Consider the following 26,211-nt stretch of genomic DNA (forward strand, 5'->3'; position numbering starts at 1 on the left):
GTATGCTGGAACAGATGGGCATCGCGGCGAAAGCTGCGTCGTACAAGCTGGCGTTGCTCACAAGCCAGGAAAAAAACCGCGTGCTGGAGAAGATTGCCGACTATTTAGAGGCGCAGTCTGACGCGATTTTGCTGGCTAACGAGCAGGATCTGCAGGAAGCGCGCGACAATGGTCTTAGCGAGGCGCTGCTCGACCGCCTGGCACTCAACCCGACGCGCTTAAAAAGCATTGCAGACGATGTGCGCCAGGTGTGCAAACTTGCCGATCCGGTCGGCCAGGTAATCGATGGCGGCGTGCTGGACAGCGGGCTGCGCATCGAGCGCCGTCGCGTGCCGCTCGGCGTAATCGGCGTGATTTATGAAGCGCGCCCGAACGTCACCGTGGATGTCGCCTCTCTGTGCCTGAAAACCGGCAACGCCGCGATCCTGCGCGGCGGGAAAGAGACCTGGCGCACCAATGCCGCGACGGTGAAAGTGATTCAGCAGGCGCTGGAGGAGTGCGGTTTACCGGCGGGTGCGGTACAGGCGATTGAGAGCCCGGATCGCGCGCTGGTCAACGAGATGCTGCGCATGGATAAGTATATCGACATGCTGATCCCGCGCGGCGGGGCAGGGCTGCATAAGCTCTGCCGCGAGCAGTCAACGATCCCGGTTATCACCGGCGGTATCGGCGTCTGCCATATTCTGGTCGACGAGACGGCAGAGATCGCCCCGGCATTGAAGATTATCGTCAACGCCAAAACCCAGCGTCCGAGCACCTGTAACACCGTTGAGACGCTGCTGGTGCATCAGGGCATTGCCAGCACCTTTTTACCGGCGCTCAGCCAGCAGATGGCGGAGAGCGGCGTGACGCTGCATGCAGACGAGCAGTCGCTTGCCCTGTTGCAAAGCGGCCCGGCGAAGGTTGAAGCGGTAAAAGCGGAGCAGTATGACGATGAGTTTCTGTCGCTGGATCTGAATGTGAAGATCGTCGCCGATCTCGATGATGCGATCGATCATATTCGCCAGCACGGCACGCAGCACTCCGATGCGATCCTCACCCGCACCCTGCGCAACGCCAACCGCTTTATCAACGAGGTCGACTCCTCAGCGGTGTATGTGAACGCCTCGACGCGCTTTACCGATGGCGGCCAGTTTGGCCTCGGCGCGGAAGTGGCGGTCAGCACGCAGAAGTTACACGCGCGCGGCCCGATGGGACTCAAAGCACTGACCACCTATAAGTGGATCGGTTTTGGTGACGATACCATTCGTGCGTAAATAAAGTCGGGTGATGCAAAAGTAGCCGTTTGATTCACAGGGGCATTGACGCATCACCCGCTTAGTTTTAACCTTCTAACCCGTGATTCACGCTCGTGAACACCTCGCAGGGCCGATATAGCTCAGTTGGTAGAGCAGCGCATTCGTAATGCGAAGGTCGTAGGTTCGACTCCTATTATCGGCACCATTTCAAACTCTTCCCAAGTCTACCGAAATCAACTTAAAGCCCGTATACTGCGGTTTCTGGCCCGTATTTTATCACCTGTTATCAACTGGACTCAACCGCAATCAAGTCACAGTTGGGGGCATAAGTGGGGGCATTCTGTGTTCGGTCCAGGGAGATGCCCCCAATGAAGCTAAATGCGCGACAGGTAGATGCAGCTAAACCCAGAGAGAAAGCCTATAAGCTGGCAGATGGTGCTGGTTTGTATCTTGAAGTCGTTCCCTCTGGTTCTCGATACTGGCGAATGAAATATCGCTTCAATGGAAAAGAGAAGCGTATGGCTTTTGGTGTTTATCCAGCAGTGTCCCTTGCACAAGCCAGGGCACTGCGTGATGAAGCCAAGAAAAAACTGGCCGAAGGTATCGATCCATCGTTTGCCAAGAAAGAAGAAAAGCTGGTTCGTGATGTGCAGCTCAACAACACGTTTCAGGCTGTGGCGCTTGAATGGCACGGAACGAATGTAAGCCGGTGGTCAGAAGGCTATGCCTCGGACATTATCGAAGCCTTCAATAAAGATATTTTCCCCTATATCGGCCAGCAGCCGGTGAATGAAATCAAACCGCTTGTTCTGCTTAATGTGCTGCGTCGCATGGAAGGCCGTGGCGCGACAGAGAAGGCCAAGAAGGTTCGCCAGCGCTGCAGTGAAGTCTTTCGTTACGCCATAGTTACCGGCCGTGCGGAATATAATCCAGCAGCGGATCTAACCAGCGCGATGTCAGGGCATGAATCGAAGCATTATCCCTTCCTTACTGTTGAGGAGTTACCAGACTTCTTTAAAGCTCTCGCAGGCTACACAGGAAGCCCGTTAGTTGTTCTTGCAGCACGTCTGCTGATCCTTACGGGAGTTCGCACCGGTGAACTCCGAGGTGCTTTCTGGAGTGAGTTTGATCTTGAAAAAGCGGTGTGGGAAATTCCTACCGAACGAATGAAAATGAAGCGGCCTCACCTTGTCCCTCTCTCTACCCAAGCGCTGGAGATCGTACAGCAGCTCAAAGTGATGTCTGGGCAATATCCTCTTGTGTTTCCTGGGCGGAATGATCCCCGCAAAACGATGAGTGAAGCGAGTATTAATCAGGTGTTTAAGCGGATTGGATATACGGGGAAGGTTACTGGACATGGTTTTAGGCACACGATGAGTACAATTTTGCATGAGGAAGGGTTTAATACGGCATGGATTGAAACCCAGCTTGCGCATGTCGATAAGAATGCGATTCGCGGGACATACAACCATGCGTTGTATCTGGAAGGACGTAGGGAGATGATGCAGTGGTATGCGGACTATATTGATAACATTGGCAAAAATAAACTCATCATAGCCTTATGATATTAGCTCCAAATTTAGCCGTTTATTAGTAGATAGCGTGAAAACTCAAGCAGAGCTCCTCCGTTTTGGAGGAGCTCTGCACTAGAAATTTTTTTTGCTAATTTACATTTACGATTAATTCAGAAACGTTACATTTGCGTCTGACGGTCTAATTGATACCAAAGATGAAACTCCCTGATTAGTCGAAATTTTAAGTTACGGTGACCTGCACAATGGATCTCAAGCTAAAGAAATAATAGATCTCAAAATATCGGAAGGAAAACTATGAGTAGTGAATGTGAGGTGCATCAATTCAATAGGTTAGGGTTACATTTCAATGTAACCCTTTTTCATGAAAAATACATTAGCAAGAAAGAAACCTCTTCAAGCGTAGTATCGATTTTTTAATTTTAGACATCAACGCTTTCTTCTTGTAATTCCTTAACAAGTTCCTCCCGAGATTTCTTTTCAATTACATCTCTTTCCATTTGTAATTTCTCAAGCATGAAACTATTCGTCAATTCAAAAGTATCAAATATTGTGTACCAATTCTTAACGTAACGCTTCATATTGGCATCATCAGATACTAAACCAACATCACCACGGCCGGCATAGTTTGACAAGCGAGTAGGTATCTCTATATCTTGACTAGAAATCTTCCTACCTATAAGAATTAATTCAAAATGCAAATTTTGGCTAGAAAACTCAGGATGTCGTTTAATAATTCCAGCATAATCTTCCAGTTGACGTAAATGCTTAACATTAAGGGCTATGCTTGGTCTTTTAATTTCAATAATTATGCATCGAAAAATCTTATTGCCGTTAGAGTCAAAAGTTGGCATCCTTCTGGCTAAGAATAAATCCGTTTGTCTCTTAGCGCCTATAATATCCTCTCCATTTTCCACATCTTGTGCATCTATGTTATTAATGGAGTAAACACTATCCCTCAATGATTTTGCAATCTTAGTAAAAGTATCCTCCTCAGCGCCTATAGTTTCGTATCTTTCACCAAATAACCATGTGTTATTTTCAATGATTTTTTGTAAGTCAGGCGTTTCAAGAACATCTTTATAATGCTCGTTCATTATTAGCTTCAGTTTTTCAACTGCAAAACGCCTTCTTTGCAACTCCTCAATTGAACTTATAATATTTTCTAATTTTGTTTTTTTCAATTGTGATGCAAACCTAGAAAGATCACTATCACTTAAATCCAAAACACTTTCCAGAATATCAAATAAATCTTCATTTTGATTTGATACAAGCATCTTATCAAGAAGTCTGATGATTATCTTTTTCTGCTTTATAGTCAGTGATACCAAAAACTGAGGATCGGCAATATAAATACTTCTTACAACCTGCTTGATATTATTTCTTTTCCAGTTAGCATATGTTATATCGTATTCATTGTATGTAGGGAAAGCACCATCCTCTTCAAGCTTTTGTATGGCTTTTTCAACCTGCACTCGCAGAAAATCATCATATATAGATCTGGAGAATTTTAAGACATTTTTAACTAACTGCCGCCATGCTTTTGAATCAGGATTACTTTTAGCTGTTGAAAAAATGTCATCGCCATTAGCACTAAAAGTATCAGCCCAAATAGATGAAACAAACACACTCAAATGAAAATCTCTTTTTTTATTGAATGTTGTAGATTCTTTGTGAACTATCTTTCCTGAACTATCAGTCAAGTAAATAAATGATTTTTCTGTAGCTGGCTTTTTATCCCAGCGAATCCCTTTCACAGAGAAATCATTATTTTCAATCTCGAAGGAGACCTCTTTTATTTCGTGTTCTGGGATGTCAACTTCAGCACCATTTACGAAAACCTTCCTTTCATCATCCAATGCCAATTTACAACAGAATTCATTGGACAAAATAGAAATCAGTTCGCGTCTATCTGGAAGGCTTGAATGTAACAATGTTAATTCAACACACGTCCCCTTATCCATTGCATTCAATAAACTGTTTTGCTCATCAGCGTCGATATCTATTTGAGCTTCATATGCCTTAATATCCTCATCATTAATTTTGATATAGGCATTTCTACCTAAGTATTTAGTATACCAGATAGCCTGATGACAAAGTCTATGAAATGATAAACGCCCTCGACCTTTAGAGCCGTGTTGATCAATGCTTGTTTTTTTTAATGAATCGTTAAATCGATTAAAGTTGCTGCCTAAATCAGTAAAGTTTATCCCATCACCATCATCAAGAATGATCAGGTTTTTTACTGTATCAAAATGGTCATAAACTATGTTTATGTTAATATTCTTAGCGCCAGCATCAAATCCATTCCATACGAGTTCCAATATCGCCTGTACAGGTTCAACTGACTCAAAATGGTTCTTGATACCCAAGCTGTTGATTTCAGTTGTGCCCTGAATAATCTGCTTTGCCATTTGCGCTCACATCCTATGATGGAATTGAATTTTTACATTTTATAGAGTAGTTTAGTAACATCAAGACAGGTTTTTAAAGAACCTTACCTAGATCAAACCAACCCCCATAAACTCGTTCAGAGTGCCGTAGAAATCTCAGCCAAAAAAATCACGCCCAATCCCCTAAAACCCGCTCCTTACCTATGGTCAGAACTTTCAGCATCAAGATTAACGCAATGCTAAAGCACCTCATATTTTGTAATGAAAATTTTATCGTTCCAGAAACCGCAGTCGGGTGCGGTGTAGTGCCGTAAGCGTCACGTGACAGCACAGATCCTCTTGTGGTGTTGCATGGTAGAGCAGTGATATTCGGGCCCGACAGTCATTAGTAGCATGACAAAAGGATGTGAAAAACACATGGGCCTCAATGAACTGTGCTGTGGGTAGCGATCCGCGCTGATTAAGCTGCGACCAAAGGCCCGCTTCTTGTTCAAAGCAGCCCTTTGAACCTTAACGGTGGCAGCTCAGTGCCATGAATCACCAGCTATTTAAAAGCTCATGGATTACTAGGATGGATATGTGGTTGAGATATCGATCTGGTTCTGATCGATTTTTCCGCTAATGTGTAACAGGTGAAGATCATAGTCTAAACGTCGGATGTTAAAACCGGGCTGAGCTTCGTTCCGAACAAGAAGCTTCTGGCTCAAAAGGTCTTCAACTTTCGATGCTAGAATGAATTATCATTTGGGTAATACTACTTAAGGTTAAAAAATTTAAAAGGTTAATGTTTTTTTATCTTTTCGGTGTTTCTATATCTTAATGGCGGCAATTTATATTTTTTAGAGAAAACCCGAGTAAAAGTCTGTTGTGAATCGAATCCATATTTAAAGGCGATAACCATCACTGGCTCATTAGTCTCGATAAGATCTTTTGCTGCAAGTCTAAGTTTCGTATCTTTTATGTACTTCCCAAGGCTAACTTTTCTCACCTGCACAAAAATCCGCTGAAGATGCCACTTAGAGTATCCTGCCCTCGCAGCAACATCCCCTATCTTCAGCGGGTTATGCAAGTTTGAATCAATCCATTGAGTTATCTCATCGATGATGTCTTCTGTTCTGAGCATAAATCTACGCTCACTATAAGAGGGCTGTGACACATCCTGTTCGGGATGCTACTGATTTACTTATAGATTTCAGCAACCCCGTGTAGCCTGTTATCCCCCGTTGTCGACAGGATTTTGAATGATGTTGCCCCTTGCTCATCAGCCTTACGAGAAAGAACATCCGATAACTCATCAAGCGTATAGGTATTGCTGGCTGAGACTACACCCATCTTTTCTTTCCCATCTGCTTGGTTAATTTCCTGAGCGGCTGATGCGGCATTCACTGAAATAAATCCCATGATCAATGTAGTAATAAGTAGGGTTTTCATATCTAGTACCTCTTTGACAATATGCTTGAAACTGGACTTGTATCAGGAGTAACTTCCTCCATCTGTGTATTGAAATATACAGACTTAAGCTGTCATGAGGCTGACGGCTATATGACAAAATTGTCAGGGTTGTCGATTGGTTAATTTTTTTGAATACAAATTCAGCTCGTTAATAATGCAGTCAGGTTCTTCACGCAGAGGCATATTGTCTATGTCCAGAACCCCATCATTTTTTTGTGGATCATCAGTCTGCAGGTTTGCAAACAGTGGGGTAAGATTCTGCGGTGCTTCACCTCGTTCAGCCACCAGCTCGAACGTTTTATTTTTTGCCTCGTCGTGGGTCAGGGCACTGACCAGAACTTGGGCGATTTGCTCCCGAGATATCACACCATATTCCGGTGTTCCTGCATGGCGACGATCTCCCTGAAGCATAACGATTCTGTGCTCATCATCATTGTTGTAATCAAACCAGCCGGGCCTGACGATGGTATAGGGGTGACCACTTGCCCTGACCAGACGCTCGGCACGTCTTTTCCAGTCATGAACCTCAGTGCGTTGATTCCAGGTGCTGAGTCGTTCAGTCACGCCAATCGTGGTCATCAGGACGATACGAATAGGTGTATCCCTGAATATTCGTAAAATATTGCGCACTCCGCCGTAATCTATCGCCCTGGCACCAATACGTCCCTGGCCATCGGAACCGAGCGTGAAGATTATGGCATCAATATCTTTCGGCAAATCGCTGAGGGTTTCAGGCAATGAAACATCGCCGTAAAAAACATCTGTTCCCCGAGGAAGCGATTTCACTTTGCGCTTATTTCTGACCAGCGCTACAGGCTGATGGCCCATTTTGATAGCGGTATTGACGACATGAAGGCCAATACTTCCTGTCGCCCCTGCAACGAGTATTTTCATGATAAACCTACTGATAATTCAGACTTATTTTCGATACGGTCAGAATATCAATTATCATTAATGTCAGTAATGGGGCTAAAATGATTGTGTCTATGAACACCCTTCATGAGTGTGCGATGAAGGGAATGCCTCCATAAGGAAATCGCCGATGCTCAAAGAAAATTTCAACGAACTGCAAATCTTTCTTGTGGTGGCAAGGGAGCGAAGTTTTACCAAAGCCGCGGGTAAACTGGGCGTTTCTCAGTCTGCACTCAGCCACGCGATGAAGGCCCTGGAGGAAAGGCTGAATATCCGCCTTCTGACCCGCACGACCCGAAGCGTTGCCCCTACGGAAGCCGGTGAGCGAATTATTGCCTGCCTTGAACCGCGTATTGCCGATCTTGAGCAGGAGCTGGAATCGCTGGTTCAGCTGAACGGCACCGCCTCCGGCAATATTCGTTTATCTGCCGGGGAGCATGCCGCGCGAAGCCTGGTATGGCCGAAGTTAAAACCCTTCCTCAGGGAATATCCGGAAATCAACGTTGAGCTGGTGGTGGATAACGGCTTTGTCGATATTGTTGAGGGGCGTTTTGATGCCGGGATCCGCCTGGGCGAAAGCGTGGATAAGGACATGATTGCGGTAAGAATTGGCCCGGACATGAGAATGGCCGTAGTAGGAGCGCCGTCTTATTTCGCTGCAAATCCTGTACCTGAAACGCCGCACGAACTACAACATCACCGGTGTATCAATATGCGCCTGCCGACCGCCGGTGGGCTTTACCACTGGGAGTTTGAGAAGGAAGGGAAACCGTTGCGGGTCAGAGTGGAGGGGCAGGTAACCTTTAATCTGCAGGCGGAAAGGATTGATGCGGCGTTATCAGGTTTTGGTATCGCCTGCATACCTGAAGACAGGGTGCAGGATTATATAAAGTCGGGAGAGCTTATTCAGGTTTTGCAGGACTGGTGTCCCTCTTTCCCCGGATATTACCTCTACTACCCGAGCCGCAAGCAGCATCCCCCCGCTTTTGCGCTGATGATCGATGCGCTTCGCTATCAGGAATAACGGGTCCGCCAATTGCAGCGGACCCGTCCGGGTATTAACGGCCCACGCGGGCCTGGTGCTCAGGAGAGTAACGTTCGCCGACGATTTTAATGGTTTCAAGCGCCTGGGTTATCTGCCGTGAGTCATCCTGTGAAAGAATGATGTCGGCGGCCCCCAGGTTTTCCTCCAGCCGGTGCAGTTTAGTGGTACCAGGGATAGGCACAATCCACGGCTTTTGTGCCAGCAGCCACGCCAGCGCGATTTGTGCAGACGTCACGCCTTTCTCTGCCGCCAGTTCACCCAGCAAGGAGACCAGCTTTTCATTGGCTTCAATCGCCTGCCCGGCGAAACGCGGCACCTGGCTTCTGTAATCATCCTTGCCAAAAGTGGTTCCTGGCCTAATCGAGCCCGTCAGGAAGCCTTTGCCTAATGGGCTGAAGGGCACAAAACCAATGCCCAGTTCCTCCAGCAACGGCAGGATCTCCCGCTCAGGCTCGCGCCACCACATGGAGTATTCGCTTTGCAGGGCAGTGACCGGCTGTACGGCATGCGCACGACGAATGGTTTGCGCGCCCGCCTCGGACAGACCGAAATGTTTAACTTTGCCTTCAGCGATCAGGTCCTTCACCGTTCCCGCAACGTCTTCAATCGGGACGTCCGGATCGACACGGTGTTGATACAGCAGGTCAATGACATCAGTCTTTAGACGGCGTAATGATCCTTCCACCGCTTCACGGATATGCTCCGGACGGCTGTTTAAAATCTGCTGCTTGTTGTCGTCGCCAAAAGTAAAACCAAACTTGGTGGCAATGACCACGCGGTCACGAAACGGTTTTAAGGCAACGCCTACCACCTCTTCATTAAGAAAGGGGCCATACACTTCAGCGGTATCGAAGAAGGTGACGCCACGTTCGACCGCTGCGCGAATGAGCTCGATAGCCTGTCGGGTATCGGTCGCCGGACCATAGCCGTGGCTTAAGCCCATGCAGCCGAGGCCAAGCGCGGAGACTTCGAGTCGGGATTTACCCAGATAACGTTTTTGCATTGAATGAATACCTCTTTTATCGCGACTTAAACATCAAGTTTGCGGCCGGCCAACCATTCAACTCTGGCAGGATCGCGGTGGGAGAAGAAAGCGCTGGTTGCGGTATCGATAGCGGTAATCTGCAGCATATCTTCAGCGCTGAGTTCAAAATCGAGAATATTGATGTTCTCAGCCATACGTTCTTTACGCACTGTTTTTGCCAGCGAAACGATGCCTCGCTGGAAGATCCAGCGCAGCACAACCTGGCCCACGCTTTTGCCGTACTTCTGGCCAATCGCCTTTAACACGGGATGCTGGAACAGGCCATTTTTACCCTCAGCAAACGGTGCCCAGGCTTCCGGCTGAATGCCATGGCTTTGATTCCACGGAACAGCATGCAGCTGCTGGTTGAAGGGGTTCACTTCAATCTGGTTTACCGCAGGGGCAACGTTGTTGAAGGCGATAAGGTCGGCCAGTCTGTCAGGATGGAAGTTGCTGACGCCAATGGCGCGAATTTTGCCTGCCTGCTGCAGTTCTTCCATAGCACGCCAGGCCCCATGGACATCGCCGTAAGGCTGGTGAATCAGATACAGGTCAACGTAATCAAGTTGCAGTCGATTCAGGGAACGTTCGAACTGGGCTTTAGCGCCTTCGTAATTGGTATCCTGCAGCCAAAGTTTGGTCGTGACAAAAAGTTCGTTACGCGCGATACCGCTCTGTTTCAGAGCGTTCCCGACCTGGGTTTCATTCTGGTAAGACGCAGCGGTATCGATCAGGCGGTATCCCGTATCGATTGCATCAATAACGGCTCTTTCGCATTCAGCGGGATCAGACATCTGAAACACACCAAAGCCCAGCAGGGGCATTTCAATACCGTTGTTCAGTTTTACAGTTTGCATGACGTTATCCTTCAGCTGTTGTGTAGGAAAAGCATAACGCAAAGTGATTTATTCGATTAGGTGGGGTAATTAACTAGGGTTTATTAGATGTGTTCATTAATTTAGAGGGGGCTTAAGGGCGGCTTCGTGCTGCGAGTTCGATGGGTCGATGCAACGCTATCCTTAATAAAGGGGGACGTTGCCATGAAACGAAGAACTCACAGCTCATAGCTGATCGTCATTTATCAGGGAAGTTTAACTCTGATGCTTCTCGCGAGTTGAATAGCGAAGTTCATCAACTAGCAGGCTAAATGCCGGGGTGGGTTGTCGGTGGCCTGGATAGTAAAGGTGATATCCAGAGTAAGGTTCACACCAATCCTCAAGCACGCGAACAAGAGCCCCGGATGTTATATAGGGTTCAAGCTGCCCTTCTGGTAGATAGGCTAGCCCTCGACCTTCAAGCGCCGCTTTCAGTATCATGCTTCCCGTATTGAAAACCAGTTGACCATCAACTCGCACATTCAGTTCTCGCCCGTCCTTTTCAAACTCCCATGCATAGAGTCCTCCATGCCCGGAAAGGCGCAGGTTTATACAACAGTGTTCTGTCAATTCCTGTGGAGTAATGGGCGCATGCCGGTTACTGAAATAATCTGGAGATCCCGCCACTGTCATCCGCATATCTGGCGCAATACGAACAGCAATCATGTCTTTGGCAATAGTTTCTCCGGGACGTACACCGGCATCAAAACGATCTCTTACGATGTCAGTTAGCCCATAATCTGTAAGAATTTCGACTTTAATATCGGGGTATTTTTTAACGAGACGCGACACTGCTGGCCAGAGTATTGACTCTGCTGCATATTCTGTTGCGGTAAGTCGTATTGTACCGGCTGGCTTATCACGTAATTCACTCAGCACCATTAACTGCCGCTGAATATCCTCTATCTGAGGTCCAACTGAAGCGAGTAAACGTTCCCCAGCTTCAGTTGGGACAACTCTTCTGGTCGTTCGGTTAAGCAACCGGATCCCGAGTTGTGCTTCCAGAACACGAACAGTCTGACTGAGCGCAGACTGTGAAACACCCAGACGTTTTGCCGCTCGCGTGAAATTCTGTTCCTTAGCCACCACCATAAATGCAGCAAGGGCATTCAGATTATCATCAGCCATTTAGAGGTTCTCCTTATAATTTCAATCTCATTTTACCATCTAATCACTTAATACGTCCTCAGATATACTTTCTTCGTTCACTAAATAACCATTCCTCCCGACAAAAGGCGTTTTCATTTGCAGGGAATTAATGTAATCCGCTACGCCATTTAGCCGAAAGTAACCAGCGAGGTGAAAGATGAAAGCGATTATTGGTGCTGCAGCCATATCCGTACTGGGGGCCGCCCAGGTTTCTGCCGAAGGCATTGAAATTCGCCGTAACGGGCAGACCCCTTCTGTCGTCGGCAAGGCCGATAACTTCTCAGGTCATGCGGTTGTCAGCCCGTTGTTGCCGCCAAACGCGTCCACGCGTGCCAATCTGGGCCAGGTGGATTTCGCCCCGGGTGCGCGCACGGCCTGGCATACTCACCCCGCCGGGCAGTTGCTGATTGTTACGGCCGGTAAAGGCTGGGTTCAGGAAGAAGGTAAAGCGCGCCAGGATATCGCTCCGGGTGATGTTGTATGGATCCCTGCAACTGTACGCCACTGGCATGGTGCCACGGCGACGTCCCCCATGAGCCATCTGGCCATGACGTATATGGTGGACGGTAAAAACGTGGACTGGCAGGAGCCCGTCTCTGACGAACAGTATCAGTAATCCGGAGGTCAGATGAAAATTTCAACAGCAGTTGCGCTGGCGCTTTCTCTCGGATCGGCTGTCGCCATTGCAGAAACGGGAACACAGCGGGGCCCGCTGTCAGACACCGACATAGAGGCAGTATCTCCCGCACTCGAACGCTATGCGAGCACCAGGCTGGCAGGAGACCTCTGGAAAAGAAACGATTTGTCGCCACGCGATCGCAGCCTCGTGACCGTTGCAGCGGTTATTGCCCGGAATCAGACCGTACTTTTACCGGAGCAGCTGGAGCTGGCGCTGAAAAACGGTGTTAAGCCGGCTGAGCTTTCCGAAACCATCACGCAGCTGGCGTTCTATGCCGGCTGGGGCAATGCCATTGCGGCCGCAGCGGTAACGAAAGAGATATTCCTGCAAAAAGGAATTAACGCTGAACAGCTTCCTCGCGCGGAGGAGGCGCTGCTGCCGATCGATGAAAAAGCGGAAGCAGCTCGCGCTGCACGCGTGGAACAGAGTATCGGTAGCGCGGTGCCGGGGCTTGTCAGCGACACCACCGACGTGCTTTTCCGGGAATTGTGGCTGCGTCCCGGGCTTGCACCACGGGACAGAAGTCTGGTGACCCTGTCTGCCCTGATTGCAAACGGGCAGGTACAGCAAATTCCGCCGCACCTTAACCGGGCAATGAATAACGGCCTGACCCGGCAGCAGGCTTCAGGCGCACTGAGTCACCTTGCCTACTACTCCGGCTGGCCTAATGCTTTTTCCGCCGCGCCGGTTTTCAAAACGGTGTTTGAGCAGCGTGAGTCGAAATAACCACTCTTTACAGGAGGACAGTATGTCTCAGGGTATCGAAAACAAAATCATCGTCATCACCGGTGCCAGCAGCGGCCTGGGAGCAGAAACAGCCCGACACCTGTCGAAACTGGGCGCAAAGGTGGTCCTGGGGGCGCGCCGTATGGAGAAGCTTGAGCAACTTGCCGGCGAACTGGGGCTGGATGCCAGAGCCATACTGCGTACCGACGTGACGGATCGCACACAGGTTCAGGCCCTTGTTGACCGGGCGGTAGAGCTGCACGGTCGTATTGACGTGATGATTAATAACGCCGGTCTCATGCCGAGCTCCATGCTCGACAAGCTGAAGGTGGATGAATGGGACCGAATGATCGACGTGAATATTAAGGGTGTACTTTACGGTATTGCCGCCGCGCTGACGTATATGAAAGCGCAGAAGTGCGGGCAGTTTATTAACGTATCGTCCGTAGCTGGACACAAGGTGGGACCTGGCGGCGCTGTATATGCCGGTACTAAGTGGGCCGTCCGGGCTATTTCAGAAGGTCTGCGTCAGGAAGTGAAGCCCTGGAATATCCGCACAACGATTGTTTCTCCCGGCGCGGTAGATACCGAACTGACTAAAACCATCACCGACGAAGATATTGCGAAAGGTATGTCGAAAACCTACGAGAATGCGATCCCGGCAGAGGCTTTTGCGCGGGTCGTTGCATTTGCCATCAGCCAGCCTGACGACGTGGATGTTAACGAAATACTTTTCCGGCCGACCGTACAGGTTTATTGAAACACAACCAGGCGGGTAGCTGACGCCTGCATTATATCCGGATGGTTTATATCATCCGGATATAAAAAAAGCATTACCAGATAACGCATCTTTCAACACAGGAAATTCAAACCTGAATTTTCTGCGGGCTACTTCGCGCCCGAAAATTACATACGCGTATACGACATTCTGTTCATTTAAAGGTAAGGGGCTGCATTATATGCCTGTAAAACATTCTCAAAATAATTCCGGTGCCCGGGTTGTCGCAGCGCTGATGCCGGTAATGGCCGCGGTTCTGGTCGGTTTTATCATTATCGGCGTCGCGCTGCCCGTCCTGCCGCTGCATGTCAAAAATGACCTGGGCTTCGGGACGTTTATCGTAGGCCTGGTTGCCGGGGCACAGTTTGCGGCATCGCTGATTTCCCGGGTGTGGTCCGGAAGTTATTCAGACAGGCGCGGCGCCAAAAAGGGCGTGGTGGCCGGGCTCATCGCCGCGGCCGTTTCAGGGCTACTGTACCAGATGTCGCTCTGGCTGGTCGGCATGCCGGTACTGTCAGTGGGTGTACTGCTTGCCGGGCGCGCGATCCTTGGGGGGGCGGAAAGCTTCATCATTACCGGCGCCGTGGCATGGGGTCTGGCCCTCGTGGATAAAGAGCACGCAGGTAAGGTTATCGCCTGGGTGGGTACCGCAATGTTTGCTGCTATGGCACTCGGCGGGCCGGTGGGCACGATGTTGTTTGATGCCTTCGGCTTTGAGGCGATCGCACTACTGACGCTCCTGCTTCCGCTGCTGGTACTGGCATATCTCGCCCGCATGCCCGCGGTAGCGCCCCATCCCCATGCCGCACAGGCAACCTTTGGTTCCGTCATGCACGCCGTCTGGTTACCGGGGCTGGGCGCGGCACTGGCCAGCACAGGGTACTGCACCATTCTGGCCTTCAGCTCACTGTATTACAGCGCCATGAACTGGCAGCCCGTCTGGATGGCATTCACTGCCTTTGGCGTTGCGCTGATTGCTGCCCGAACCGTTGCGGGCCATCTGCCAGATCGCTTTGGTGGCGCGCGTATTGCGCTGATTTTTGTGCTCGTACAGGCCGCCGGGCTGTTCCTGATATGGCTTGCCGGTACGTCCCTGATTGCGACGACAGGTGCTGCCTTAGCCGGTTTTGGCTACTCACTGGTTTACCCGGGCCTCGGTATTGAAGCCATCAGTGGTTCAACACCCCAGAACCGCGGCATGGTGATGGGCATCTACACAGCATTTCTTGACGTGGCAATGGCGATCGGCAGCCCTGCGCTCGGCTGGATAGGAAGCCACCTGGGACTGAACGCGATATTTCTGGCCGGCGCGCTGGCAGTGCTGTCTACCGCTGTGGTGGCATTCCTGCTGTTAAAACGCCCGGGCCAGAGTCAACAAAATCCGGCCTGAACAGGTCCTGCTGTCCGGAGGTTTATTGCTCTCCGGATTTTTCACTCCGTTTGTCTTAACACCGTTATTTAATTCAGGAGGTAATATGAAATTGCATTCAAAAGGGAAATTAAAAACCCTGGCCGCACTGACGATACTCAGCGTCGCTCTGGGTATGGGGGCAAATACAGCCGTCGCAGCCGATATGTCCCACGGTGCGGATAATTTCTATAAAAGCGATAAAGTGAAGACTGAAACCGTAAAATTCAAAAATATTTACGGCATGGAAGTTACCGGCACGTTATTTACTCCCCGCAATATGGAAGCCGGTAAAAAATATGACGCCCTTATTGTCGGCCATCCTTTTGCTGCAGTAAGACAGCAGGCTGCTAACCTCTACGCAACAAAAATGGCGGAGGCCGGTTTTGTTGCACTGTCCTTCGACCAGTCTTTCTGGGGTGAGAGTGCGGGTACGCCGCGCGGGGCCGTGCTGCCTGATGTGTATGCAGAAAACTTCAGCGCTGCAGTTGATTTCCTCGGAACGCGCGAATTTGTGGATCGTGAAAAAATTGGCGTGATAGGTATCTGCGGTAGCGGCGGCTTTGCCATCGCCGCGACAAAAATGGATCCCCGCATCAAGGCGATCGCCACCGTTAGCATGTACGACATGGGCGAATATTTCCGTACCGGTCTGAACCATGAGCGGACCGTGGAAATGAGAAACAAGGACCTGGCGATTGCAGCAGAACAACGCTACAAAACCGCGGAAACCGGGCAACCCGTTTATGGTCCCGGGCAGAACGATCCGGTGTTCATCGAAGGTAAAGAGTCCAATGACTTTTATCAGACGGAGCGCGGTAAGGTGGCATCTAACAATCGCCGCTCAACACCGGCGACCTATGCGAAATTCATGAACTTCCATCCGTTTATCGATATCGAGTCCATTTCACCGCGACCAATACTCTTTGTCGTGGGTGATGCTGCACCATCCCGCACCTATACCGATACAGCTTACAAAATGGCCGCAGAGCCGAAGGAACTTGTGGAGATTAAGGGCGCTAACCGTATCGACCTGTATGACCGCACTGAACTCATCCCGTGGGACAAGCTGGTCTCATTCTTTAATACCAATCTGAAATCAGATAAATAATGTTTCTGAACGGCACTGCTTTAGTGCCGTTATTCATGAAAATATAAAAACAATGGAGAGTTTTATGTTCAAACCATTCATGCTTGCTCTGGCCTCCCTGACGGCTGTTTCATTCTCATCTTTAGGTGCCGAGGCCGAAGGTATCCGGGTCAAGATCACCGCAGGTGACCAGGTTATGACGGCAACATTTTATGACAATGCCACTACCCGGGCGCTGGTCTCTCGCTTTCCGCTGACGCTGCCCATGGAAGATCTTTACGGACGGGAAATGTGCTACCGGTTCCCGGATGCCCTGCCGGCAAACGAAACGCAGACCAGCGGTTATGAAGTGGGCGATATTGTTTACTGGGCACCCCGCCACAGCTTCGTCATCATGTACGAACAGAACAATGAACGGATAGGTAACCTTCAGAAAGTGGGCCGAATCCACTCTGGAGTGGGGATTTTCAGACATACGGGTAATATTGATGTGACATTTGAAATGGCACATTGATCCGTTATTCAATTCCGATAATTTAACGCAAGGACATTAGTTGTCTTCATTGAGTATGGCTTCGGTGTCCGGGTCAAGTTGGTTATGAAGACCAGTCTCATTTCAGTCGCGATTACAAGCGCAAATATGGCGAGCCGCCAGCGCGAAATATCGCACGATTGCGGAATATGGCTGCTCAAGGGGCAGGTGGTTAGCCGAATTACAAGTGTGGCTTGTCGGTCCCACAAGATGTCTCTTTTCTGATGTTTGACGATCCGAAGTGGGCGAGTTTCTTCCCGACACCGTTAACTGTCATCAACCAGACAACTGATCACGACTGGCACTCTACAATGCCTGCCGAGTAAGATACTTCATGCCCGCATGCAAAGCGCTGACCTTCATGGGAAAACATATCTGCCCGTTTATCTCTATCATCCGAAAAATTCCGGCAACATCAAAATAGTCAAAGACCTGATCGATTTTCTGATGTCCACAACAGCGTGATAAAAACCAGCAACCCACTATTAAGCATGGCGCTGTGAATGTTGTAGACATTTAGGGTACCCCTCTGGGATTTATTAATTTTGTTCATTACTGCTATCTCAACTGTGCTGTTGTACTGAGAAAGTCGTTGTTGTTACCGTTATGTACGTTTTGACAAATACTCTTCGCATCGCTTGCTGGTTAATTGCACGCGCTAATCGGGGGCTTTTCTGATTCTGAAATTGAAAAAGAACATGAGGTATTAATGAAAACGGTTGGTTATGCAGCGCACGCTGCCGACGCGAAACTGGTTCCTTATCATTTTGAACGTCGCGATTTACGTGAAAACGATGTCGCCATTGAAATTCTTTATTGCGGCGTTTGCCACTCAGATCTGCATACGGTCAACGGAGACTGGGGCCCGCAGCCTTACCCGTTGATCCCGGGCCACGAAATTGTGGGTGTCGTCACGTCCGTGGGGCAGAACGTCAAAAAATTTCATCCAGGCGATCATGTTGCCGTTGGCTGCATGGTGGATAGTTGTATGCACTGCGATCAGTGTGAGCATGGCGAAGAGCAATTCTGTCGTAACGGGATGACGCCTACCTATGGCGCACCGGATCGCTTGAGCGGCGAAATCACTCAGGGCGGATACGCCAAACATATTGTCGTACGCGAAGAGTTTGTCCTGCGTGTGCCGGAAAATATGGATCTGGCAAAGACCGCGCCGATCCTTTGTGCTGGTATCACCACCTTCTCTCCGTTGCGTACCTGGAATGTGGGCCCGGGAAGCCGCGTTGGCGTGATCGGATTAGGTGGCCTGGGCCATATGGCGGTTAAGCTGGCCGTGGCGATGGGGGCCGAGGTGACCGTCATCAGCCGCAATAAGAACAAAGAGGAAGAGGCAAAGGCGCTGGGTGCGAAGGGCATTTTGCCTTCTTCCGATCCGCAGGCATTGCAGGATTCAGCCTGTGCATTCGATTTAATTATTGATACAGCACCCGTTAAGCATGACCTGAATATCTATACCCCGTTATTGGATATTGATGGCTCGTTAGTCATTGTCGGCCAGGTTGGTCTGATGGATGAACCGCTCACGGTTCCTTTGATCATGGGTCGCCGTCGCGTTGCGGGTTCGCTGATCGGCGGCATTGCGGAAACCCAGGAAGTCCTGGATTTCTGCGCGAAGCACGATGTCTATCCTGAGTGCGAAATGATTAATATCGATCAGATCAACGATGCTTTCGCTCGCCTTGCACAGGGAGACATGGCCCACCGCTTCGTCATTGATATGGCCTCGCTGAGCGCAGAATAAACGCAAATACACAGGCGGTAGCGCGCGTTGGCTACCGCTTTCACAACGCCTCTGCGTCTTTTTTAAAAACAGTCGCAATTGATGTCGTCCGAGTGGCTCCTCATGTTTATTTATTCAAAAAACCAACGTGTATTTTCCAGATTTTCAGGATGGGGCATATTGGGTCTGATATTCATGTTTTCGGCTACGGCGAGCGCGCGGAATACAGAGGAAAATGTAATGAAGATAAATATCATACTTAACGATAAAACCCTTACCGCGACCCTGAATAACTCTCCTGCGAGCCGAGAATTTGCGGCCTTATTACCGCTTACGTTGCAACTGAAAGATTATGCCGGGGAGGAGAAAATAAGTGACTTACCTTCCCGGTTGACCACCGAAGGTTCACCCGAAGGAACGTCAGCAAAAAAAGGCGATATAACCCTTTATGCGCCCTGGGGAAATCTGGCTATTTTTTATAAATCCCATAGCTATGTGTCTGGCTTAATGAAACTTGGGCAATTAGATGAGCCAGATGCATTGCCCGTCCACCCTGATGCCTACAGCGCCAGATTTGAACTGTTGACGGAATAATCGTCACTCGGCGGGAGAAAATGAATGATAAGCAGGACATTTCTGGCGATTCTTTCTCTGTTATTGATGAGCGGATGCGTTTCCCAAACCACGCAAAACAGGAGTTTGAAAATGACACAAAAAGATACACATGGCGCCGTTGCTGAAGTCGCACCCGCTATGGCTGCGTATGCTGAACGATTTATTGAAAAAGATCTCTGGAATCGTCCGGAGTTGTCACGTCGCGACCGCAGCCTGGTCACGATTGCAGCACTCATCAGCCGGAATGATACGGCTGAGCTTCCGCACTACCTTAACGTGGCGCTGGATAGCGGCGTGAAGCCCGCTGAAATCTCCGAGGTTATTACCCATCTGGCATTTTATGCTGGCTGGCCAAACGCCACCTCTGCGGCGCTGGTTGCCCGCAACGTCTTTGCGCACCGCCATATCGATACGGCATCCTTGCCAGGGGATAAAGTGGATTTCCTGCCTCTGGATAAAGCGTCGGAAAACCAACGTGCCACGATGGTTGAGTCAAACTTTGGCAAGGTATCACCGGGGGTCGTGAAATACACCACGGATGCACTATTCCTGGACCTATGGCTGCGGCCGGGTCTGGCACCACGGGACCGAAGCCTGGTAACGGTTAGTGCACTGGTTACCGCCGGGCAAGTGGCGCAAGTGCCGTATCATCTTAATCGGGCGATGGATAATGGTTTGACCCAGACTCAGGCCTCAGAGGTCTTGACACAGCTGGCCTTTGTGGCGGGCTGGCCAAACATTTTCTCAGCTTTACCCGTATTTAAAGAGGTATTTACAGGCAGAAACCAGGCCTGACGGCTGACGATTCGCAAAAGCCAGCACCTGAACAGGTTCTGGCTTTTTTCTTCCAGGAGTCACAGGTCGTTAATCCTGCCAGGGCCTGTTCAGGGATGTTTGTAGTGGCGCAGCGCGTCAATAACGAGCTGGAAAGCTTTCGAATGATTTCTGTTTTCCGGGTAGTAGATGTAATAACCATCCCAGTAAGGACACCAGTCTTCAAGGACGCTGATCAGTTCGCCGCGGGCGAGCTGTTTCTCTGCTATATCACGGGGAACATGTGCCAGCCCATATCCTTCTATGGCAGCCTGTAAATTCTGATAGATACGACTAAACACCAGCTGACCGCTGACCTTGACGTTCAGGCTCTTTCCCTCTTTTTCGAACTCCCAGACATACAAATTACCGTGGGTGGGAAACCGAAGATTGATGCAGCTGTGATCAATAAGATCGTTAGGATGCAGCGGATAAGGGTGGCGGGAAAAATAGTCAGGAGAACCGACGACGGCAAAGCGCACATCCGGGCCGATACGCACGGAGATCATGCCATTAGAGATTTGCTCACCGAGCCGCGTTCCTGCATCAAACCGGCCGGAGACAATATCCGTCAGCGCATAGTCATCAATCAGCTCCAGAGTAATATCCGGGTATTCCTTGAGTAGTGGCTCAAGCTTGGGCCATATGACAGAGCCAATCGCATAATCTGACGTTGATATACGTACCGTACCGGCGGCTTTACTGTTGAGGTCCTTCAGCGACTGTAATCGCCCCTGGATCCCATCGATATAAGGGCCGAGGTCATCGAACATGGATTGCCCTATATCGGTTAACGAAATACTGCGCGTGGTGCGGGTCAGAAGTTTCATCCCAAGACGGGATTCGAGGGTTCGAATGGTATGGCTGAGGGCTGATTGTGAAACGCCTAAATGTGCCGCTGCTTTGGTAAAGCTCTTTTCACGCGCGACGACTATAAACGCCATTAAATCATTAAGGTTTTCCCGTGCCAACCTGCCCCCCCCCTTACTGCCAAAAGAAAGTGATGGAGTAGTGTAGCGTAATGCATAGCGAAGGGGCACTTAATGGATAGGTAATTTACGGCGTTAAGCTGGTCAATTTTCTGGGGCGTAATTTATGAAAATCGTGCATAAGTCATATCAGATTTCGCGCCTTACTCATGTCTGTCTTTTTATTCTAGAATGATTATTCAGGTATGGCAGAGGAATTCAAAAGTGAATTATTCATTATTAAACAATAACCTGAAAATGCCGATGGCTGGTTTTGGTGTTTTTCAGGTAACAGATAAAGAAGAGTGTAAACAGTCAGTATTGACTGCTATTCGTACTGGCTACCGCCTTATCGATACCGCAGCAGTTTACGGTAATGAAGATGCCGTTGGTGACGCCGTACGCGAGGCTATTGCCGAAGGGTTATGCAGCCGCGAAGAGCTGTTTATTACCTCAAAACTATGGGTACAGGACATGGCCAGTTACGATATGGCCAAAGCAGGAATTGAAGCGTCGTTAGAAAAATCAGGGCTGGAATATTTTGACCTTTATTTACTGCATCAGGCCATGCGTGATTACTTCAGCGCGTGGCGTGCGCTGGAAGATGCCTATGATGCCGGTAAGCTTAAGGCGATTGGGGTGTCTAATTTCTATGCTCATGTATTAGCAAATTTCTGCGAAACCGTCAGAATCAGGCCAATGGTGAACCAGGTTGAATTACATCCTTACTTTGCGCAGCCTGCTGCACTTGAAACCATGAAGTATTACAACGTTCAGCCGGAAGCATGGGCCCCCTTAGGCGGCGGAAGGCATAAGCCCTATGAAAATGAAATGCTGCAGCGAATTGCTGATACTCACAAAAAAACAGTTGCTCAGGTTGTCCTGCGCTGGAATGTGCAGCGTGGTGTCACTGTTATCCCTAAATCCACCCGTCAAGAACGTATTGAAGAGAACTTTGCCATCTGGGATTTCGCATTGACTGAGAGTGAAATGGAACAAATTAACATGCTCGATTTAGGCTACGTTGGTGATGCCGTGAAGCACTTTAACCCTGAATTTGTGCGTGGCTGTCTTGGTGTGAAAATTCACGATCGCTAATGCTGATATTGGTATTGAGCCTTCAATAATGAAGGCTCAATACGACTTCTTTCTACTGCAGATTTTTTTCTTTCAGGAACTGACTCACCAAATCAGCAATTTGCACATTATTGAGATCAGAGAACGGGAAGTGGGTATTCCCTTTGATTCCCACTTCAGGCAAATGCGTTACCGTCACATCCCCGCCATGCTTGTTCACCACGTCACGCCACTCACGCGCCATCGCCAGACGTACTCGCCAGCTGTCCTGCGCGGGCATGGCGACAGGCTAACCGCCTGCATTTTCTTGCTGACCGGGCCGGGTTTAACGGTGCTTTCAGCGACAAGTATGCGTTGCGCCTGGACCAAGCTTTTCCCCTTATACTCAAACAACTGGAACTAATGCTGACCAGCGGCGAGCTCAATCCCCAGTATCAGCACTGCGTCACGCTATATCACAATGGGCTCACTTGCGAAGCTGACACACTTGGTAGTTGCGGCTACGTATACATCGTCGTTTACCCAACTCAACGCTAATTAAATACACGAGAGCAAAAATGAAATTTCTACCTGCAAGAAACATGCGGGCGACAAAGCCCTGTCTGTCGCCCGTTGCAGTCTGGCAAATGCTACTTACACGCCTGCTGGAAAAACACTATGGTCTGACCCTGAACGATACGCCGTTTTGTGATGAAACCGTTATACAGGAACATATCGATGCCGGTATCACTCTGGTTAATGCCGTTAACTTTCTGGTGGAAAAGTATGAGTTAGTACGTATCGATCGCACAGGATTTACCTCACAGGAACAAGCGCCATATTTGACCGTGACAGATATCCTTCATGCCAGGAGAGCATGCGGATTAATGAACAGTTGTTCGTATCGGGAAGTAAGTAATATTGTTCTTAGCCGATCGCGGCAGTGAGGAAGACTTCAAGAGCCGAGAAAATTTGCACGGTCTGTGAAGAAATTAGTGATATTGGCGACTCAATGAAAACCTCATCGAGTCGCATGAAAAACAAGGTGGGGGCACAAAAGGGGGCATTTATAAAGATGAAACAAGATAATACGTATATTTATCAACTAGATGGTTTGTTGTGTTATGTTCCTATTATCGCACCACTTCAATAAGTTACGTCTCATTAGTACCTTTCTGATTTTCGCTGTAAAACAAATTTGTGACACAATCGCCAAAGGATTGAGTCGATTTGCTTCGCATGCTCAGTTAAAGGAAAATCCCGCCTGTCGTTTGTCTTTCAGATCCGCTTTTTAACCCGTGCTTCATCTCCACCATGCACGATGGCATCAAGTGCTGCTTTCTCCCGTAGAATGGAGATCTGCTTCCTGAGTGACTCTCCCTGGTAAGGAGCAGCACAGCCCTGACGAACCGCAGTATTTCTCCAGTCTCCACAGAGAGACCAGTCGTTTGGCTTTGCAATTCGCTCGGCAAGAGCCCGCCCATCACGGGAGACAATTTTGGGGTGGAGCCATGAACCCGGAAACATCGGATCTTTTTTATAACTGTCGCCATTATCAGCAGTCACGATCCAGATATCATCATGGCCTGCCTTTTCCAGTGCGTTGATAGCTTCATAGAGGGTCATTATTGTTCCTTTCTTTGATTGTAAATAGCCACCCTAAGTTATCACTTCAGTTCGCCAGCCTGATAATAAGCAGCCATAGAGACACGCAGGTAAATTAACGGGCAGTCGTTTTGCTCTGATCTGAGTTTTCAGCTATTTCATGGTTTTCGGAAAGGTACCACGGTGAGGAAATAATCATATCGCTGTAATACGCTTCCGCGCACCGGGTCACGGAACGGCGGCATCACAAACGCTTTATGACCCGATTCCATTGTTAATTGGCTGGAAGGCTACTCACGCCACCATTTTAGCCTCCCTATACTGGGCGCTGATCAGGTCAGCCAGGTGTGCCTGACATGACATCAGTACCTGCTGAATAACTACTTTATGGGGAGTAACTATGAAATTAACTCAGATTCGCAATGCAACACTTGCACTTGAATATGCCAGTAAACGTTTTCTGATCGATCCGATTCTGGCTGAGAAAGAAGCATGGCCCGGTTTTCCCGGAACGGCATGTTCGCACCTGCGCAACCCCCGGGTTGACTTGCCTGTGTCCGTCGATGAATTACTGAATGTCGATGCGGTTATCGTAACCCACACTCACCTTGATCACTGGGATGAAGCCGCACAGATGCTCATTCCGAAAAACAAAACTATCTTCTCTCAACATGACGAAGATGCCGCGCTTATTCGTGCACAGGGTTTCAGCGACGTGCGGGTACTGCAGGCAGAAAACCTTTTTGACGGTATCACTATTGTCAAGACCGACGGGCAGCACGGGAGTGATGCGGCCTATGCTGATCCAGAGATGGCAGCTTTTCTGGGTGACGCATGTGGCCTGGTCTTCAGCCACACTGATGAAAAGGTACTGTACATTGCTGGCGATACCATCTGGGTGAAGGCGTATGCAGATACTCTTGCCGCCCACACGCCAGACGTGGTCGTTATTAACGCCGGCTTTGCCCAGGTTGACGGCTATGGAGCCATCATCATGGGAACCGAGGATATCCTGCGTACGCACCAGGCCCTGCCGGATGCCGTGGTGGTCGCTTCTCACCTGGAGGCCATCAATCATTGCCTGCTTACCCGCAGTGAAATCAGAGAGTTCATTCAGCAGAAAGGGATCCAGAACAGTGTCCGTGTACCTGAAGACGGTGAAACGCTGGTTTTCTGAGAGTTAACAAACAACACGCAGAGAGTATTATCTGGCTTCAGCAAAGCACCCTTCGTTCTCAGGGTGCTTGATGCAGGAGACCGTGTCAGCCCTGAACCGGAGACGAAACGTGAGCGTACCCGTCGTTGCTGTTATCGCCACTGCTGGCGTCAGCGCATTCCATTTTTCAGTACCGTGTATGGTATTTGGACAGGCATTACCCGAGCCTGACCGTTTCTGTCTGAAAATTTGTGCCGAAAGCCCCGGTACTGTTGCGTCTGAGGCCGGGCTGCAAATCAATGTTGAAAACGGACTTGAACTGCTGGAGAGCGCCAGCATTATTATCGTTCCTTTCTGGAGCCATCCTGAGGAAAAACCTTCTGCTGCCCTGCTGAAAGCGCTGGTTGATGCCTGGCAACGGGGTGCAGAAATTGTGGGGTTATGTCTGGGAACCTATGTACTGGCTTATGCTGGTCTGCTGGACGACCGACGGGCTGCCACACACTGGGAATATGAGCGTGATTTTACCGGCCGTTTTCCTGCCGTCAGGCTGGATACGAACGCTCTGTATATTAACGATGAACGTCTCATCACTTCTGCCGGTACGGCAGCAGGAATTGACTGCTGTCTGAATATCGTGCGCGCGCATTATGGCAGTGCATTCGCTAACAGGGTGGCACGCCGCATGGTTATGCCCCCTTATCGTGAAGGGGGACAGGCGCAGTATATTGAACGGCCGGTGCCCGAAACGACCCGGGACAGTGCTGTCAACGAGTTGACAGACTACCTGCGCAGAAACCTGGAAAGGCCACATAATATTGACGCCCTGGCAAAGTTTTGCAGCATGAGCCGCCGGACACTTACCCGCCACTTCCTTGCTGCAACCGGCATGACTATTGGTGACTGGCTCAACGTTGAGCGCCTGCAGCGCAGTCAAGAATTACTGGAGTCCACTGACCACAGCATCGAAGTTGTTTCCTGGATGTCCGGATTTCAGTCTCCTGTCTCATTTCGCCAGAGTTTTAAAGCGCGGTTCAGCGTCAGCCCGAGCGAATGGCGGCGCGCGTTTCGTGGGCCGGGTAATCAACTCTGACAACATACCCCTGATTACGAGGATTAACTTTCAATGTTTACATGTTGCTCACTCAGTAAGTGAGTTACTGTGCCCGCGCTTGTCGGTTCCCTCCATTCACATGCTGATTTCTTCAGGCAGATGCGGAAAATGGCTGTATAAGTAACGTACCCTAACATGCGGCGTGCATTCAGCGTGCTCAAGTGTCATGTTACTAATAACAATAAAACTTCTGGAACCCACTCAAAATGAAAATTAAGCACCTGCTATCGTTTCGGTTCAACCGCTGTCTGGTGCTGATACCAGCGTCCTTTTTATTGCTCAGTTGTTCCTCCAACTACCAATTACTCTGTCC

Annotated in this window: 25 protein-coding genes, 1 tRNA gene and 2 pseudogenes; 18 read left to right on the forward strand and 10 right to left on the reverse strand. The window is 49.4% G+C overall.

Features of this window, described 5'->3' with window-relative positions; translation table 11 throughout:
• The first annotated feature begins 2 nt into the window (after positions 1-2).
• From proA to IAE48_RS20685, 3 genes are all read left to right on the forward strand, one after another.
• Entirely contained in the window at positions 3-1,256 is a 1,254-nt protein-coding gene (gene proA, locus IAE48_RS20675; protein WP_200135445.1) for a glutamate-5-semialdehyde dehydrogenase, read from the forward strand.
• A gap of 111 nt (positions 1,257-1,367) precedes the next feature.
• Positions 1,368-1,443 (forward strand) — tRNA-Thr (locus IAE48_RS20680).
• Between the two features lie 163 nt (positions 1,444-1,606).
• On the forward strand, positions 1,607-2,803 hold the full coding sequence (locus tag IAE48_RS20685; RefSeq protein WP_200135446.1) for an integrase arm-type DNA-binding domain-containing protein: 1,197 nt from the start codon (positions 1,607-1,609) through the stop codon (positions 2,801-2,803).
• 389 nt (positions 2,804-3,192) lie between these two features.
• Here the strand turns inward: IAE48_RS20685 and IAE48_RS20690 are convergent, their stop codons facing one another.
• The 4 genes from IAE48_RS20690 to IAE48_RS20705 form a co-directional block, all read right to left on the reverse strand.
• Positions 3,193-5,184 carry an ATP-binding protein gene (locus tag IAE48_RS20690; RefSeq protein ID WP_200135447.1) on the reverse strand — a complete coding sequence of 664 codons (1,992 nt, stop codon included), beginning with the start codon at positions 5,182-5,184 and terminating at the stop codon, positions 3,193-3,195.
• Between the two features lie 760 nt (positions 5,185-5,944).
• Positions 5,945-6,286 (reverse strand): helix-turn-helix domain-containing protein, encoded by a 342-nt coding sequence (locus IAE48_RS20695; protein WP_200135448.1) that lies wholly within the window; start codon positions 6,284-6,286, stop codon positions 5,945-5,947.
• A 56-nt stretch (positions 6,287-6,342) separates the two neighbouring features.
• Positions 6,343-6,594, reverse strand: a complete 252-nt coding sequence (locus IAE48_RS20700; RefSeq protein ID WP_200135449.1) for a DUF1471 domain-containing protein — start codon at positions 6,592-6,594, stop codon at positions 6,343-6,345.
• 123 nt (positions 6,595-6,717) lie between these two features.
• Positions 6,718-7,509, reverse strand: coding sequence for an SDR family oxidoreductase (locus IAE48_RS20705; RefSeq protein ID WP_200135450.1), 792 nt, complete (start codon positions 7,507-7,509; stop codon positions 6,718-6,720).
• A 148-nt stretch (positions 7,510-7,657) separates the two neighbouring features.
• Here IAE48_RS20705 and IAE48_RS20710 point away from each other — a divergent pair, with 148 nt between their 5' ends.
• Positions 7,658-8,551, forward strand: coding sequence for a LysR family transcriptional regulator (locus IAE48_RS20710; RefSeq protein WP_200135488.1), 894 nt, complete (start codon positions 7,658-7,660; stop codon positions 8,549-8,551).
• Between the two features lie 34 nt (positions 8,552-8,585).
• Here IAE48_RS20710 and IAE48_RS20715 read toward each other — a convergent pair whose 3' ends face one another.
• From IAE48_RS20715 to IAE48_RS20725, 3 genes are all read right to left on the reverse strand, one after another.
• On the reverse strand, positions 8,586-9,575 hold the full coding sequence (locus tag IAE48_RS20715; protein ID WP_200135451.1) for an aldo/keto reductase: 990 nt from the start codon (positions 9,573-9,575) through the stop codon (positions 8,586-8,588).
• A 26-nt stretch (positions 9,576-9,601) separates the two neighbouring features.
• Positions 9,602-10,453 carry an aldo/keto reductase gene (locus IAE48_RS20720; RefSeq protein WP_200135452.1) on the reverse strand — a complete coding sequence of 284 codons (852 nt, stop codon included), beginning with the start codon at positions 10,451-10,453 and terminating at the stop codon, positions 9,602-9,604.
• 234 nt (positions 10,454-10,687) lie between these two features.
• Positions 10,688-11,599 (reverse strand): LysR family transcriptional regulator, encoded by a 912-nt coding sequence (locus IAE48_RS20725; protein ID WP_004110853.1) that lies wholly within the window; start codon positions 11,597-11,599, stop codon positions 10,688-10,690.
• 178 nt (positions 11,600-11,777) lie between these two features.
• Between IAE48_RS20725 and IAE48_RS20730 the strand changes: the two genes are divergently transcribed.
• From IAE48_RS20730 to IAE48_RS20770, 9 genes are all read left to right on the forward strand, one after another.
• A complete protein-coding gene (locus IAE48_RS20730; RefSeq protein ID WP_200135453.1) occupies positions 11,778-12,236 on the forward strand; it encodes a cupin domain-containing protein in 459 nt (152 codons plus the stop codon).
• A gap of 12 nt (positions 12,237-12,248) precedes the next feature.
• The gene (locus tag IAE48_RS20735; RefSeq protein WP_200135454.1) at positions 12,249-13,025 is read left to right on the forward strand and encodes a carboxymuconolactone decarboxylase family protein; all 777 of its coding nucleotides are present in this window, start codon (positions 12,249-12,251) and stop codon (positions 13,023-13,025) included.
• 22 nt (positions 13,026-13,047) lie between these two features.
• A complete protein-coding gene (locus tag IAE48_RS20740) occupies positions 13,048-13,785 on the forward strand; it encodes an SDR family oxidoreductase (protein WP_200135455.1) in 738 nt (245 codons plus the stop codon).
• Positions 13,786-13,984: 199 nt separating this feature from the next.
• Complete coding sequence (locus tag IAE48_RS20745; RefSeq protein ID WP_200135456.1) at positions 13,985-15,193, forward strand: MFS transporter; 1,209 nt, start codon at positions 13,985-13,987, stop codon at positions 15,191-15,193.
• A gap of 85 nt (positions 15,194-15,278) precedes the next feature.
• Positions 15,279-16,322, forward strand: coding sequence for an alpha/beta hydrolase (locus tag IAE48_RS20750; protein ID WP_200135457.1), 1,044 nt, complete (start codon positions 15,279-15,281; stop codon positions 16,320-16,322).
• Positions 16,323-16,386: 64 nt separating this feature from the next.
• Complete coding sequence (locus IAE48_RS20755) at positions 16,387-16,815, forward strand: cyclophilin-like fold protein (RefSeq protein ID WP_089598742.1); 429 nt, start codon at positions 16,387-16,389, stop codon at positions 16,813-16,815.
• A 727-nt stretch (positions 16,816-17,542) separates the two neighbouring features.
• Positions 17,543-18,592 (forward strand): NAD(P)-dependent alcohol dehydrogenase, encoded by a 1,050-nt coding sequence (locus tag IAE48_RS20760; protein ID WP_200135458.1) that lies wholly within the window; start codon positions 17,543-17,545, stop codon positions 18,590-18,592.
• A 219-nt stretch (positions 18,593-18,811) separates the two neighbouring features.
• On the forward strand, positions 18,812-19,165 hold the full coding sequence (locus IAE48_RS20765) for a cyclophilin-like fold protein (protein WP_023320388.1): 354 nt from the start codon (positions 18,812-18,814) through the stop codon (positions 19,163-19,165).
• Between the two features lie 24 nt (positions 19,166-19,189).
• Positions 19,190-19,981 carry a carboxymuconolactone decarboxylase family protein gene (locus IAE48_RS20770; protein WP_032725892.1) on the forward strand — a complete coding sequence of 264 codons (792 nt, stop codon included), beginning with the start codon at positions 19,190-19,192 and terminating at the stop codon, positions 19,979-19,981.
• Between the two features lie 89 nt (positions 19,982-20,070).
• Here the strand turns inward: IAE48_RS20770 and IAE48_RS20775 are convergent, their stop codons facing one another.
• The gene (locus IAE48_RS20775; protein WP_023320386.1) at positions 20,071-20,970 is read right to left on the reverse strand and encodes a LysR family transcriptional regulator; all 900 of its coding nucleotides are present in this window, start codon (positions 20,968-20,970) and stop codon (positions 20,071-20,073) included.
• A gap of 222 nt (positions 20,971-21,192) precedes the next feature.
• Between IAE48_RS20775 and IAE48_RS20780 the strand changes: the two genes are divergently transcribed.
• Positions 21,193-22,065: an aldo/keto reductase gene (locus IAE48_RS20780; protein ID WP_046876685.1), complete on the forward strand. Its 873-nt coding sequence runs from the start codon at positions 21,193-21,195 to the stop codon at positions 22,063-22,065.
• Between the two features lie 52 nt (positions 22,066-22,117).
• Here the strand turns inward: IAE48_RS20780 and IAE48_RS20785 are convergent.
• Positions 22,118-22,333, reverse strand: a pseudogene (locus tag IAE48_RS20785) (alpha/beta hydrolase); the annotation flags it as partial.
• A 2-nt stretch (positions 22,334-22,335) separates the two neighbouring features.
• Here IAE48_RS20785 and IAE48_RS20790 point away from each other — a divergent pair.
• Together IAE48_RS20790 and IAE48_RS20795 are read left to right on the forward strand one after the other, a co-directional pair.
• Positions 22,336-22,581: pseudogene (locus tag IAE48_RS20790) on the forward strand (type IV toxin-antitoxin system YeeU family antitoxin); the annotation flags it as partial.
• 20 nt (positions 22,582-22,601) lie between these two features.
• Positions 22,602-22,970: a TA system toxin CbtA family protein gene (locus IAE48_RS20795; protein WP_200135459.1), complete on the forward strand. Its 369-nt coding sequence runs from the start codon at positions 22,602-22,604 to the stop codon at positions 22,968-22,970.
• Between the two features lie 331 nt (positions 22,971-23,301).
• On the opposite strand, the gene IAE48_RS20800 is transcribed toward IAE48_RS20795, so the two are convergent.
• A complete protein-coding gene (locus IAE48_RS20800) occupies positions 23,302-23,649 on the reverse strand; it encodes a hypothetical protein (RefSeq protein ID WP_200135460.1) in 348 nt (115 codons plus the stop codon).
• A gap of 379 nt (positions 23,650-24,028) precedes the next feature.
• Here IAE48_RS20800 and IAE48_RS20805 point away from each other — a divergent pair, with 379 nt between their 5' ends.
• Both IAE48_RS20805 and IAE48_RS20810 read left to right on the forward strand, forming a co-directional pair.
• Positions 24,029-24,805, forward strand: a complete 777-nt coding sequence (locus tag IAE48_RS20805) for an MBL fold metallo-hydrolase (RefSeq protein ID WP_200135461.1) — start codon at positions 24,029-24,031, stop codon at positions 24,803-24,805.
• Between the two features lie 109 nt (positions 24,806-24,914).
• Positions 24,915-25,877, forward strand: a complete 963-nt coding sequence (locus IAE48_RS20810) for a GlxA family transcriptional regulator (RefSeq protein ID WP_200135462.1) — start codon at positions 24,915-24,917, stop codon at positions 25,875-25,877.
• Positions 25,878-26,211 lie beyond the last annotated feature (334 nt).

This window comes from Kosakonia sp. S57 (genome assembly GCF_016516575.1).
GTDB classification, from domain to species: Bacteria; Pseudomonadota; Gammaproteobacteria; order Enterobacterales; family Enterobacteriaceae; genus Kosakonia; species Kosakonia cowanii.